15 protein-coding genes are annotated in these 12,980 nt (G+C 62.6%); 11 read left to right on the top strand and 4 right to left on the bottom strand.

Going from position 1 to position 12,980, the window contains the following annotated elements; genetic code table 11:
- Positions 1 to 81: 81 nt before the first annotated feature.
- A complete protein-coding gene (locus AC07TV_RS15920) occupies positions 82 to 888 on the top strand; it encodes a glycosyltransferase family 2 protein (RefSeq protein ID WP_494649348.1) in 807 nt (268 codons plus the stop codon).
- Positions 889 to 894: 6 nt separating this feature from the next.
- On the top strand, positions 895 to 1,767 hold the full coding sequence (locus AC07TV_RS15925) for a glycosyltransferase family 2 protein (RefSeq protein WP_494649349.1): 873 nt from the start codon (positions 895 to 897) through the stop codon (positions 1,765 to 1,767).
- A 22-nt stretch (positions 1,768 to 1,789) separates the two neighbouring features.
- Here AC07TV_RS15925 and polA read toward each other — a convergent pair whose 3' ends face one another.
- Entirely contained in the window at positions 1,790 to 4,510 is a 2,721-nt protein-coding gene (polA, locus tag AC07TV_RS15930) for a DNA polymerase I (RefSeq protein WP_494649350.1), read from the bottom strand.
- Positions 4,511 to 4,513: 3 nt separating this feature from the next.
- On the opposite strand from polA, the gene AC07TV_RS15935 reads away from it, so the two are divergent.
- From AC07TV_RS15935 to AC07TV_RS15975, 9 genes are read left to right on the top strand one after another with little or no spacing between them, the layout of a single operon-like run.
- Complete coding sequence (locus AC07TV_RS15935; protein ID WP_494649351.1) at positions 4,514 to 5,242, top strand: LOG family protein; 729 nt, start codon at positions 4,514 to 4,516, stop codon at positions 5,240 to 5,242.
- 30 nt (positions 5,243 to 5,272) lie between these two features.
- Positions 5,273 to 5,602 (top strand): DUF2782 domain-containing protein, encoded by a 330-nt coding sequence (locus AC07TV_RS15940; protein WP_494649352.1) that lies wholly within the window; start codon positions 5,273 to 5,275, stop codon positions 5,600 to 5,602.
- A 3-nt stretch (positions 5,603 to 5,605) separates the two neighbouring features.
- Positions 5,606 to 6,532: a homoserine kinase gene (locus tag AC07TV_RS15945; RefSeq protein WP_494649353.1), complete on the top strand. Its 927-nt coding sequence runs from the start codon at positions 5,606 to 5,608 to the stop codon at positions 6,530 to 6,532.
- A 9-nt stretch (positions 6,533 to 6,541) separates the two neighbouring features.
- On the top strand, positions 6,542 to 7,288 hold the full coding sequence (locus tag AC07TV_RS15950; RefSeq protein WP_494649354.1) for a BPSS1780 family membrane protein: 747 nt from the start codon (positions 6,542 to 6,544) through the stop codon (positions 7,286 to 7,288).
- Between the two features lie 2 nt (positions 7,289 to 7,290).
- A complete protein-coding gene (locus AC07TV_RS15955; RefSeq protein WP_494649355.1) occupies positions 7,291 to 8,064 on the top strand; it encodes a BPSS1780 family membrane protein in 774 nt (257 codons plus the stop codon).
- A complete protein-coding gene (nadD, locus tag AC07TV_RS15960; RefSeq protein ID WP_494649356.1) occupies positions 8,057 to 8,710 on the top strand; it encodes a nicotinate-nucleotide adenylyltransferase in 654 nt (217 codons plus the stop codon). Before AC07TV_RS15955 ends, nadD begins: the two co-directional genes overlap by 8 nt.
- Positions 8,710 to 9,075, top strand: a complete 366-nt coding sequence (gene rsfS / locus AC07TV_RS15965) for a ribosome silencing factor (RefSeq protein WP_494649357.1) — start codon at positions 8,710 to 8,712, stop codon at positions 9,073 to 9,075. The genes nadD and rsfS overlap by 1 nt, the downstream gene beginning before the upstream one ends.
- A complete protein-coding gene (gene rlmH, locus AC07TV_RS15970) occupies positions 9,072 to 9,542 on the top strand; it encodes a 23S rRNA (pseudouridine(1915)-N(3))-methyltransferase RlmH (protein WP_494649358.1) in 471 nt (156 codons plus the stop codon). The genes rsfS and rlmH overlap by 4 nt, the downstream gene beginning before the upstream one ends.
- Positions 9,542 to 10,147 carry a Maf family protein gene (locus AC07TV_RS15975; protein ID WP_494649359.1) on the top strand — a complete coding sequence of 202 codons (606 nt, stop codon included), beginning with the start codon at positions 9,542 to 9,544 and terminating at the stop codon, positions 10,145 to 10,147. The genes rlmH and AC07TV_RS15975 overlap by 1 nt, the downstream gene beginning before the upstream one ends.
- Here the strand turns inward: AC07TV_RS15975 and AC07TV_RS15980 are convergent.
- From AC07TV_RS15980 to AC07TV_RS15990, 3 genes are all read right to left on the bottom strand, one after another.
- Positions 10,144 to 11,199: a hypothetical protein gene (locus tag AC07TV_RS15980; protein WP_494649360.1), complete on the bottom strand. Its 1,056-nt coding sequence runs from the start codon at positions 11,197 to 11,199 to the stop codon at positions 10,144 to 10,146. The two genes, AC07TV_RS15975 and AC07TV_RS15980, sit on opposite strands and share 4 nt — an antisense overlap.
- Positions 11,200 to 11,314: 115 nt before the next feature.
- Positions 11,315 to 12,088 (bottom strand): enoyl-CoA hydratase, encoded by a 774-nt coding sequence (locus tag AC07TV_RS15985; RefSeq protein ID WP_494649361.1) that lies wholly within the window; start codon positions 12,086 to 12,088, stop codon positions 11,315 to 11,317.
- An 18-nt stretch (positions 12,089 to 12,106) separates the two neighbouring features.
- The gene (locus tag AC07TV_RS15990) at positions 12,107 to 12,868 is read right to left on the bottom strand and encodes a YdcF family protein (RefSeq protein ID WP_494649362.1); all 762 of its coding nucleotides are present in this window, start codon (positions 12,866 to 12,868) and stop codon (positions 12,107 to 12,109) included.
- Between the last annotated feature and the right edge of the window lie 112 nt (positions 12,869 to 12,980).

Below are 12,980 nucleotides of genomic sequence, written 5' to 3' on the forward strand. Positions count from 1 at the left end.
AGTCCCCTATAATACATGCCCGTTCGCATCGCTCCGGCGGTTCCAGGCCGAGCTCCTTGACGAGAAAGAAGAAAAATCGAGATGAGTAGCACCGTTCAGCCAAAAATCACCGCCTACATCATCGCTTTCAACGAAGCGCAGAAAATCGCGGCGGCGGTGAATAGTGTCCTGTGGGCTGACGAAATCATCGTCGCCGATTCGGGTAGCACCGATGGCATGGTGGAAATTGCCGAGAGCCTTGGTGCGCGCGTCGTGCAGGTGCCGTTCAAGGGCTTTGGCGATCTGCGCAATCAGGCGATTGCGGCCTGTACGCACGACTGGATTTTCAGTCTCGATGCCGACGAGCGGTGCACGCCGGAGGCGCGCGACGAAATCCTGCGCGTCATCGCCGATCCGGCCAGCCTCGACATGTATTTCATGCCGCGCCGTAACTTCTTTATGGGGCGGTGGATCAAGCATTCCGGCTGGTATCCGAACTACCGCCAGCCGCAGCTTTTCCGGCGGGGCAAGATGAGCTACACGATGGAGCCGGTGCACGAGGGTTACGTATCGCACAGCGAGCGGCCGGTCGGGCATCTGCAGAACCCGATCTGGCAGGTGCCGTTCAAGAACCTGCACGAAGTCGTGCACAAGGCCAACCGCTATTCGACCCTCGGCGCCGAAAAGCTCACCCTGCGCGGGCGCAAGGGCAGCATGGGCAAGGCGCTGACGCACGGTCTGTGGTCCTTCATCAAGCACTATATTTTCAAGCGCGGTTTTCTCGATGGCTGGCCTGGTTTCATCATCGCCTTCGGGAATTTCGAGGGGACTTTCTACCGCTATGCCAAGGGCTACGAGATGGATCAGGCCTGGAAGGTGCCGGAAACACCACCGCTGCACCGGCCCTGAGGCCCTATGTCGCCGTGCCTGATTTCCATTGTCGTTACCACCTATAACCGGCCGGATGCGTTACGGGCGGTACTGGCTTCGCTTGCAGCGCAGACTGATGCCGCATTCGAAGTGCTGGTGGCCGACGATGGCTCACGGCAGGAGACGGCGGCGGCAGTGGCCGAGGCGGCGGTCAATTTTCCGGTTCCGCTGGTCCATCTGTGGCAGTCCGATGACGGGTTTCGTGCCGCCGCTGCTCGCAATCTGGCAGTCGCGGCAAGCCGGGGCGATTACCTCGTCTTCGTCGATGGCGACTGCGTGCTGCGCCCCGATTTTGTCGCCCGGCATCGGGCGCTGGCCGAGCCGGCCTGGTTCGTGGCCGGAAACCGGGTGTTGCTGTCTGAGGGGTTCACGAAGAAGGTGCTGCAATCGCCGATGATCGAGCTGCACGGCGACAGTCGTCTGAGCTGGCTGGGCCGCCGGTTTTCCGGGGCAATCAATCGCTGGTTGCCGCTCTGCTTCGTGCCGGGGAACGGCTGGCGCAAACGCCAACCGCAGCGCTGGCAAGGCGCGCGGACCTGCAACCTGGCGATGTGGCGATCCGATTTCGACGCCATCAACGGTTTCGATGAGGCTTTTCAGGGCTGGGGCCACGAGGATGCCGACCTTGCCATCCGCCTCATGCATGCTGGCGTGCAACGCAAGGATGGTCGCTTCGCGACGGCCGTCCTGCATCTCTGGCACCATGAGAACGACCGGAGCAATCTGGCCGAAAACGAGCGGCGGCTGGCGGAGATTCTGGCAGCCGACCGGCGGCGGGCAGCGGTCGGGATCGATACCTACAACCCCGAACGGGTCAGCGCCGCGGCGATTCAGAAATTCGGCGAAATTTCCGGTTGACCGTGGGATTTACCCAAAAGCCTTAGTGCGCCGCTTCCCAGTTCGGCCCGACGCCGACTTCGACGACCAGCGGCACCTTGAGTTCGGCGACCTGGTTCATCAGGCGGGGCAGGTGGGTGCGGATTTCCATGAGTTCGTCGTCTGGCACTTCGAGCAGCAGTTCGTCGTGCACCTGCAGAACCAGCTTTGATTTCAGCTCCGATTTTTCCAGCCAGTTCTGCACCGCGATCATCGCCAGCTTGATCAGGTCGGCGGCCGTGCCCTGCATCGGCGCATTGATCGCGGCGCGCTCGGCGCCTTGGCGGCGATTGCCGTTGCTCGAACGGATTTCGGGGAACCACAGGCGGCGGCCGAAGGCGGTTTCGACGTAGCCTTTTTGCCGCGCCATCTCGCGGGCCTCTTCCATGTAGCGGGCGACGCCGGGGTAGCGGGCAAAATAGCGGTCGATGTAGGTCTGTGCCACGCTGCGTTCCAGGCCGAGCTGGCGTGCCAGGCCGAAGGCGCTCATGCCGTAGATCAGGCCGAAATTGATGCTCTTGGCGACGCGGCGCTGGTCGGGGCCGACTTCGAGCGGTGTGACGCCAAAGATTTCGCCGGCCGTGGCGCGGTGCACGTCCTCGCCGTGGGCGAATGCGTGGAGCAGGCCTTCGTCGCCCGAGAGGTGGGCCATGATGCGCAATTCGATTTGCGAGTAGTCGGCCGAGACGATGCTGCTGCCCGGCGGCGCAATGAAGGCGGTACGGATTTTCCGGCCTTCCTCGCTGCGCACCGGGATGTTCTGCAGGTTGGGGTCGGTTGAGGCAAGACGACCGGTGACAACGGATGCCTGAGAGAAGTGAGTATGCACTCTCCCGGTTTGCGGATTGACCATGCGCGGCAGCTTGTCGGTGTAAGTGCCCTTGAGTTTGGACAGGCTGCGGTGTTCGAGCAGCAGCTTGGGCAGCGGGTAGTCGAGGGCCAGTTCGGAGAGCACTTCCTCGTCGGTGGACGGTCCGCCGGTCGGGGTTTTTTTCTTGACCGGCAGGCCCAGTTTTTCAAACAGGATGTCGGCTAGCTGCTTGGGTGAGGCGAGATTGAAGGGCTGGCCGGCCAGTTCGTAAGCCTGCGCTTCGAGAGCCATGATCTTCTGGCCCATCTCGTGGCTCTGGCGGGACAGCACATCGGCGTCGATCAGGATGCCGTTGCGCTCGATCTGCCAGATGACCTGACGGGCCGGCATTTCGATGTCGTGATAGATGCGCGACAAGCCGGGCTCGTCGGCAAATTGCGGGTGCAGGACGTTGTGCACGCGCAGGGTGACGTCGGCGTCCTCGGCGGCGTAGGTGGCGGCACGCTCGATATCGACCTGGTCGAAGCTGATCTGTTTGGCGCCCTTGCCGCACAGGTCTTCGTAGGCAATGGTGTCGAGGCTGAGGTGGCGCGTGCATAGCTGGCCGAGGTCGTGGCCCTTGTCGGACTCGATGACGTAGCTTTGCAGCATGGTGTCGTGGGCGATGCCGGCCAGCGCGATGCCGTGATTGGCGAAAACGTGCTGGTCGTACTTGGCGTTTTGCAGCACCTTTTTGCGGTCGACGGCCTCAAGCCAGGGTTTGAGCTTGGCCAGCAACTCGTCGCGCGGTAACTGGTCGGCGACGCCGGGGGCGGTATGGGCGAGCGGGATGTAGCAAGCTTCGCCGGGCGTGACCGAGAGCGAAATGCCGACAATGCGCGCCGCAAAGGAGTCGAGGCTGGTCGTTTCGGTATCGAGCGCCGTCAGCTCGGCCGCTTCGATTTTGGCCAGCCAGGCACCGAATTGCGGCCAACTCAGGACGGTTTCGTAGGTGACGTCGATTTTGCCTTGGAGCGCGGGCGCCGTTGCATCGGAAACCGTGCGTGCCGGCATGTCGGCCGCCGCTTCCGGACCGTCGATATCGGCGAGCCACGAGCGGAACTGGTAGCGGGTGTAGAGCTCGCGTAGCGTGGCGATATCGGGCGGCGTCGCGTTCAGCGTCGCCGGTGCCGGCAGGTTGGAGAGATCGCAGGCGACGGTGACCAGCTTTTTCCCCAGCGGCAAAAACCCGAGGTGGTCGCGCAGGTTCTGGCCGACGACGCCGCCGATTTCGTCGGCATGGGCGACGATTTCATCGAGCGAGCCGTATTGGGCCAGCCATTTGAGCGCAGTCTTCGGGCCGCATTTGGCGACGCCCGGTACGCCGTCGACGGTATCGCCGACCAGCGCCAGATAATCGACGATCTTGTCCGGCGGCACGCCGAACTTGGCTTCGACGCCAGCTTCGTCGAGCAGTTCGTTGCTCATCGTGTTGTACCAGCGGACGAGCGGATTGACCAGTTGGGTCAGATCCTTGTCGCCGGTCGAAATCAGCGTATTGATGCCGTCCGCCGCAGCATTCTTGGCCAGCGTGCCGATCACGTCATCGGCTTCGACGCCGTCGACCATGAGCAGCGGCCAGCCGGCGGCCTTGATGGCGGCGTGCAGCGGCTCGATCTGGCCGACCATTTCGGGCGGCATCGGCGGCCGGTGGGCCTTGTATTCCGGGTACCAGTCGTCGCGGAAGGTCTTGCCCTTGGCATCGAAGACGACGGCCTTGTAGTCTGCCTTGTAGTCGCTCTCGAGACGACGTAGCATGTTCAGAACGCCGTAGATGGCGCCTGTCGGCTCGCCAGCCTTGTTGCGCAAGTCGGGCAGGGCGTGGAAAGCGCGATAAAGATAGGACGAACCGTCCACCAACAATAAGAGAGGCATAAATTGACCGAGAGCGACAAGCTGGTAATGGGCGTCGAGACCGAGGCCCTGCTCAAAAACGCGACGGCCCGCGAGTCCTGGCGGATTTTCGGCATTATGTCAGAGTTCGTCGAGGCAACTGAGCGTCTGGCCGCGATCAAGCCGGCCGTGACCATGTTCGGCAGCGCCCGCGTTCGGCCGGAATCCCCGTATTACGAATTGACTGAACGAACTGCCCGCCTGTTGTCGGACTCCGGTTTTTCCGTCATTTCCGGCGGCGGCCCGGGGATCATGGAGGCGGCCAACAAGGGCGCCTTCTTCGGCAAATCGCCGTCGGTCGGTCTCAACATTCAGTTGCCGCACGAGCAGCAGAACAATCCCTACCAGGATATCTCGCAGACCTTCCGCCACTTCTTTGCCCGCAAGTACATGTTCGTCCGCTTCGCCAGCGCCTACGTCGTCATGCCGGGCGGTTTCGGCACGCTCGATGAGCTCATGGAGGCGCTGACCCTGATCCAGACCGGCAAGGCCCGCAAGATTCCGCTGATCCTCGTCTGCTCGGCTTTCTGGGGCGGCATGATCGACTGGTTCAAGGACCGGCTGGTCGCCGAAGGCATGGTCGAAGCCGAAGACATCAATCTCATTCAATTGATCGACGAGCCGGAAAAAGTGGTCGAAGCCATCTTCAAGCATTACGAGGCTCGTCCTTTCGGCCCCTTGCCGAACGAACACGAGATGCTGCTCAACCTGTAAAATCGAAGCATCGTCATCGAGGATTTCATCATGCGCCGCCTTCTTCCCCTCCTGCTTCTAGCCGCCTTGCCTGCCTGGGCGCAGAAAGGCGATCTTCAGCCCCTGCCAGCCGTGCCGCCGCCACCGCCGGGCATGGAAGCCTTCGACGAAGCCCTTGAGCCGCAAGTGACCATCGTCAAGCGCGAGACCGAAACCCGCGAGGAATACCGCATGAAGGGCAAGCTCTACATGATCAAGGTCACACCGGCTGTCGGCCCTGCCTACTACCTCGTCGACAACCAGGGCGACGGCCAGTTTGTTCAGGCCGACATTACCCATCCGGTGACCAAGCCACCGATGTGGATCATTCATAGCTGGTAAATCTTGTCCGTCTATACCAAGGTCGGGCGCGAAGAACTCACCGCCTGGCTACAGCCGCTCGGGCTGGGTGAGCTGATCGACTACGCCGGTATCGCCGCCGGCATGCAGAACTCCAACTACTTTGTGACGACGGCCAGCGGCCGTTTTGTGCTAACACTGTTCGAGCGCATCGATACCGCTGCACTCGATTTTTATCTGGCCCTGCAGGATCGGCTGGCGCAAAGCGGGATTCCCAGCCCGCGGCCAGTGGCCGACGGCGAAGGGCGCCGTTGGCGCTGGCTGGCCGGCAAGCCAGCCGCGTTGCTGACCTGTTTGCCGGGTGCGGCGCTGGAGTCGCCGGATGCCGGGCAGTGTCGCGCCGTCGGCGACCTGCTGGCCCGCTTGCACCTCGCCGCGGCAAATTTGCCGAATCCCCTGCCCAACCCCTGCGGCACCGCCTGGCGACAAGCTGTCGGCGAAACCTTGTTGCCTTTGCTCGCGCCGGATGAGCGTGATCTGCTGGCCGACGAGCTGGCCTTTCAGGCGGCTCAGGACTATTCAGCGCTGCCGCGCGGCGTCATCCATGCCGACCTGTTCCGTGACAACGTGCTGTGGGACGCCGCCGGTCAACTGTCCGGCGTGCTCGATTTCTATTTTGCCGGCGAGGATGCCCTGCTCTTCGATCTGGCCGTCGTCGCCAACGACTGGTGTGCCAACGACGAGGCCCTGGCCGCGCTGATAGCCGGTTACGCCAGCCGGCGTCCGCTGAGCGAGGCGGAACGCGTTGCCTGGCCGGCCATGCGGCGCGCCGCCGCCTTGCGCTTCTGGCTGCTCCGGCTCGAGGTTCGACACCAGCCGCGTCAGGGCGAAGTGGTAACGATCAAGAATCCGGACGACTTTCGGCACCTGCTGGCACGTTTTCGCCTTGCCCCGGAAGCGCTGCCCCGTTAGCATCCGCGCATGAGTGAAACTCCTGTTTTTCCGATGGCCCCGACCCGGTTTACCGGCGCGAGCCGCGAAGTCGACCCCGGTGCCTGCTTTGACTGGCTGCGTCAGGGCTGGGCCATGTTTCTGGTCAATCCCGGCGTGTGGATTGGCAGTACCGTTCTGCTCCTCGTCATGTTGATGGCGATTTCCATCGTGCCGCTGTTCGGGCAGATCGCCGCGCACCTGCTGGTGCCCCTTTTCGGCGCCGGCATGATCAAGCTGTGCAAGCGCTTGAATGATGGTGAAGAGCCTGAAATTGCCGATCTGTTCGCCGGTTTTCGCCACAATGCGGGGCAACTGGTCATGGTCGGCGTGTTTTTTGCCATGGGCATTTTCGGCATCGCCTTCCTGGCCTTCATGCTGGTCAGCGGCGGCGTGCTCGGCGGAGTGGTCACCGGCAAGGTTGCCGGTTTCGGCATAGCGCTCGGCGGCGTCATGCTGGCCGGTCTGCTCGTCATGGTGCTCTCGGTGCCAATCATCATGGCCACCTGGTTTGCTCCGGCGCTGGTGTTCTTCCACGACATGCAGCCGCTCGACGCGATGAAGGCGAGCTTTGCGGCCGGTGCCAAGAATTTTCTGCCGATGGCCATCTTCGGCATTTTCCTGGTCGTCGCGCTGTTCTTCGCCATGCTCCCCGTCGGCATGGGCCTGCTCCTGCTCCTGCCCGTCGCTTCTGGCGCAGTTTTCGCCTCCTACCGCGACATTTTCGTGGGAAGCTGACCATGCGCGCCCAGACACTTCCCTCCGTCGCAGGTTGGGGCTGGATTCTGTCCGGTTTCGCCATTTTTCGGCGCAGCCCGATCGTGCTCGGCATGCTCGTCCTGACCTACTGGTTCACGGTGATCTTTCTCAATGTACTGCCGTTCGTCGGTGCCCTGGCCGCCTCGCTGGTCATCCCCGGTCTCTCGGTCGGCCTCATGCAGGCCGCTCGGCAGGTCGAACGCGGCCTGCCGATCGGCATCCAGACCCTGTTTGGCAGCATGAAGGAAAATGCCCGCACCCTGCTTGCCCTCGGCGCCCTCTATTTGTGCTGCACGCTCGGTGTTCTCGGCCTGTCCACCCTGCTCGATGGCGGCGACATGTTCAAATTCATGATGGCCAATAGCCGCGCCGAACGGGCTGCCGTCGAAGACGCCGATTTCATCGCGCCGGCGCTGTTCGTCATGGTCATGATGACCCCGGTCATGATGGCCTACTGGTTTGCCCCGGTGCTTGCCGCCTGGCACCGGCTGACCCTTGGCCGGGCCTTGTTCTTCAGCTTTGTCGCCTGCTGGATGAACTGGCGAGCTTTCCTGGTCTATGGTTTCGGCCTGGTGCTGGTTGGCGGTGTTTTGCCCGGTGTCCTTCTCGGCGTGCTGCTGCTGATCTTCCCCGGCGCCGCCAATTTCATAGCCGCCGTCGTCACCATGCCGATGGTGCTGGTCATCGCGCCGACCATCTTCGCCAGTTTCTACGCCTGTTATCGCGACATTTTCGGCATTTCCGAAATTGTCTGAGCCGCTTGGCCTCTTCGGGGGCACCTTCGACCCGGTGCATTTTGGCCATCTCCGGCTGGCCGAAGAGGCCATCGCCCACCTTGGCCTCGGTGGTGTGCGCTGGATCCCGGCCGGCCAGCCGCCGCATCGCGGCACGCCGCAGGTGACTGCGCAGCAGCGTCTGGAGATGGTGCTACGGTCAACCGGAAATAATGCCCGATTTTCAATTGATGCCAGCGAGGTTGAAGCCGCGGCGCCGAGCTACACGGTGCATACGCTCGAACGCCTGCGCCGTGAACTCGGCGCCGACCAGTCGCTCGTCCTGCTCGTCGGTGCCGATGCTTTTGCCGGACTGGCTACCTGGCATCGTTGGCGCGATATTTTTGCCCTGGCCCATGTCGCCGTCTCCCATCGCCCCGGTTTTCCGGTCGAAGCGAGCAACCTGCCACATGAGCTGGCGACCGAATTCAACGACCGCCGGCTGACCGATGTTGGCGGGCTGAAACTCGCTCCGGCCGGGGCGATTGCTACTTTTGCCATGACCCAGCTCGCCATCTCGGCAACACAGATCCGCAAGCTGCTGGCCAACGGCCAGTCGGCGCGTTATTTGCTGCCGGATACCGTTCTCGACTATATTCACCTTCACCAACTCTATAAAAGTACCTGATGGACATCCGCAAGCTGCAAAAAATCATCGTTTCCGCCCTTGAAGACATCAAAGGCAAGGATATCGAAGTCATCAACACCGCCAAACTGACGTCGATGTTCGATCGCATCGTCATCGCCACCGGCGATTCCAACCGGCAGGTCAAGTCGTTGGCCCAGAATGTTGTGGAAAAGGTCAAGGAAGCTGGCGGCGAGATTGTCTCGACCGAGGGCGAAGACGGCGGCGAATGGGTGCTGGTCGATCTCGGCGACATCGTCGTGCACGTCATGCAACCGAACGTGCGCCAGTACTACAACCTTGAAGAACTGTGGTCGGCCACGCCGGCCCAGCGTCGCAAGGCCGTGGAGCAGGCCAGGGAAGGATGAAACTGGCCGTACTTGCCGTCGGCCATCGCCAGCCTGGCTGGGTGAACGAAGGCTGCGCCGAGTACCTGAAACGCATGCCGCGCGAACTGCCGGCCAGCGTTACTGAAATCAAGCCTGAACCGCGCGGTTCGAAAACCCGCGAACAACTGCTGGCCGCCGAAAAGGGCCGCATCCGCGACGCCCTGCCGGGCAGTTGCCGGATTGTCGTGCTCGACGAAAAAGGCGACGACCTGACCACGCTCAAACTGGCCAAGCGGCTTGAGGTGTGGATGCAGGACGGCCGCGATGTGGCGCTGCTGATTGGTGGGGCGGACGGGCTCGACGAGGAGTTCAAGCAACACGCCGACGACAAGCTGCGCCTGTCGAGCCTGACGCTGCCCCATGGCATGGCTCGCCTGATATTGTGCGAGCAGCTTTATCGTGCTGTCAGTGTTCTCAAAAACCATCCATACCACCGGGAGGGATGATGCGTTTGTATCTTGCTTCGCGTAGTCCGCGCCGTCGCGAGTTGTTGCACCAGATCGGCATCGATTTCGATACCGTTGTTTTTCGCGACGGCATGCGCGCCGACAGCGAAACCGATGAAACGCCGATGGCGGGCGAGTCGCCGGTGGTCTATGTCGAGCGCGTGGCGCGCGCCAAGGCGATGCATGGCTTGCGGATCGTCGAGGAGCGCCGCCTGCCGATGCGCCCCGTGCTGGCCGCCGACACGACGCTGGAACTTGATGGCGAAATCATCGGCAAGCCGGTCGACATGGCCGATGCTGCCGCCATTCTGCGTCGCCTGTCGGGGCGGACGCATCGCGTGCTGACCGGCGTCGCCATCGACCATCAGCGGCGTACCGAATATCTGCTGTCGACCAGCGAAGTGCGCTTCCGCCAGATCGATGACGAGGAAATCCGCCACTACGTGATCAGTGGCGAGCCAATGGACAAGGCCGGTGCCTATGGCATTCAGGGTCGGGCCGGGCTGTTCGTCGAGCACCTCTCGGGCAGCTACACCGGGGTCATGGGGCTGCCGGTCTGCGAAACGGGCGAACTGCTCAAGAAGCTCGGTTTCCGCCCGCTTTAAGTGGCGCCGGCGTAGTCAATGATGGCGTGCGCTGCCTGCGTGATGCCATCCGTTTCCGGTAGCGGCGACGGTGATTGCGCGAGAACGTTTTCAAGGGCTGCCGCGAGCTGCCCACATTCCAGTATTGCTGCCCCGATCTCGAAACAGCGGCTGTTTGCCGTCAGCCAATCGATCAGACAATCCTGCTCCGGCCAGTTTTCGCGCCGCTGGTAGATGACCGGCGTGCCATTGCAGGCGGCTTCGGTGAAGGTGCCATAGCCGGGCTTGGTGATGATGGCATCGACCGAGCAGAGCAGGTCGGTGAAGGTCAGGCCGAAGGATTCGCTGGTAATGGCGTCAGCGTGCCGGCAGTCCCAGTCGGTCGGTACCAGCCAGCGCACGCCGGGTAGGCGCGGCCAGTTTTCCACCGGTAGACGATGGGTAATGCCGCCCATGGCAATCAGGATGGTTTTGTCGCCGTTCAGGCCGAGGTCGTGGCGCGTGCCAAGGGCGGCGATCGGTCCGACGGTCTGCACATTGGCCAGCGCATCCATCGCCATGCCCGGCGTGACGCGCAGGAAGGCTTGCGCCGAGCGGTAGGCGGTGAGCATCTCGGCGTGAATTTTTTTGGCCCAGGGCTGATCGGCGAAATAATGGTCGAACAGGTCGGCCCAGTTGAGCGAGCACAGGCTGAGCGCCGGAATCCCGGCGGCTGCAGCGCCGGCCAATGGCAGGTAGCTGACGTTGGTGAGGACGAGGTCGGGCTTCAGGTTGGCCAGAAAGAGGGTTTCATCGGCAACGCGGGCTGGCCAGTCGGCGTGCGCCTGACGGTAGGCGGTGGCGCTGGCGGCCAGGTCGACGCGGGTGGCGTCGATCATCACGTAGCCGAAATCGGTTGCGCTGGCGATCAGCGTGTAGGGCACCTTGATCCGTTGCTGCAGCTTGGCGGCGGGCAGGGCGCTGCGGATGGTCAGCCGGAAATTCGGGGCATTTTTGGCCACGGCATTGAGTACCGGCGCCGTGATGGCGAGGTGACCGAAGCCGTGGCTGGAGATGTCGACAAACAGATGCATGCGGGCTGCTTTGCGCGGCTACCGGGCGTTGCCACGGTCAACCGGAAATTTTGGCCAAAATTGAAATGGTCCGGATGCCTTGTCGGGGCGTCCGGACTCGCTGAGAAGGCCGAACTCAGCGATTCTTGAAAGTCGGCTTGCGCTTCTCGGCGAAGGCGGTCATGCCTTCCTTCTGGTCTTCGAGGGCGAAAGCCGAATGGAAGACGCGGCGCTCGAAGAGCAGACCTTCGTTGAGCGACGATTCGAAGGCGCGGTTGACTGATTCCTTGATCATCATGACCACCGGCAGCGAGAAGCTGGCGATGGCGGCGGCGGCTTTCAGCGTTTCTTCCAGCAACTGATCGGCCGGAATGACACGGGCGACCAGGCCTGACTTTTCCGCTTCGGCCGCATCCATCATCCGTCCGGTCAGGCACATGTCCATCGCCTTGGCCTTGCCGACGGCGCGCGGCAGTCTTTGTGTTCCACCGGCCCCGGGCAGGGTGCCGAGCTTGATTTCGGGCTGGCCGAATTTGGCCGTATCGGCGGCGAAAATCATGTCGCACATCATCGCCATCTCGCAGCCGCCGCCCAGCGCAAAACCGGCCACGGCCGCAATGACCGGCTTGCGCGTCGTCTTGATGCGCTCCCAATTGCGGGTGATGAAATCCGTCTTGTAGGCGTGCATATAATCGAAATCCTTCATGAAGCCGATATCGGCCCCGGCGGCGAAGGCCTTTTCATTGCCGGTGATGACGATGCAGCCGATGTTCTCGTCGGCCTCGTAGGCGTCGATGGCGGCGCCGATGCCGTCCACCACATCGTTGTTCAGCGCATTCATCGCTTCCGGCCGGTTGATGCGGATCAGGCCGACTTTGCCGATGGTTTCGGTGAGGACTACTTGGGTCATGTCTTGTCTCCAGATTTATTAGTGGGTCAGGGCAATCCAGGCCATGCCGAGCCATTCGTGCAGGGCGTAATAAGAAATTTGCAGGGCCTTGGACTGTGGCAGGAAGTCTCCCAGTAGCCAGTCGCCATCCGGGTGGCTGAAAAAAGCGGTCGGTGCCGGGATGACTTCCAGCCCGGCCTGTTCGAAAAGCAGTTGGGCGCGGGGCATGTGGAAGGCGTGGGTGACGAGGAGAATGCGGTGAACGCCGGCCGCCTTCAGGATGGGGGCCGAGAGGGCAGCGTTGCCGGCGGTATCGAGCGATTCGTCCTCCAGCCAGCGGACCTTGACGCCGAATTCTTCGTACAGGATGCGGGTCATGACTTCGGCTTCGGAGCGCTCGTCGTTCAGAAACTGGCCGCCGGTGACCAGCACGGGCAGCTCGTAGCGCCGGGCCAGCGTGGCGCCGTAACGGGTGCGAATCAGCGTGCGCTCGTTGGCGGTATCGCCGCCGTATTCGCTGGCGTTGGTGGCCAGGCCGCTGCCGAGGATGACGATGGCGCCGGCCTCGGGCTTGGGGGCATCCGGTGCCACGGCAAGGGTTTGGTCTTCCAGCGTGGCGATCAGCATATTGGCGACGGCCGGCATGCACTGCGCGACTGTCAGCAGCGTGGCCGCCACGGCCAGCCCGAAAGCCCAGCGCCGACGCCGGAAAATGCCAGCCGCGCAGAGCAGCGCCAGGCCGTTACCGGGCGGCAGAAGCAGCGTACTGAACAGCAGTTTCAGAATCCAGGCGAAGGACATGTTTGCGGTGGGTCGGTTGGTTCAGGGCGTCGAGTTTGTCCGTGTCATGGGCTGGCGTCAATCGGTGCGCTGAAGTGTCCGGTCGATGACAGTTGCCAGCGGGCAAATCCTG

The organism is Azonexus sp. GW821-FHT04F04 (genome assembly GCF_059420025.1).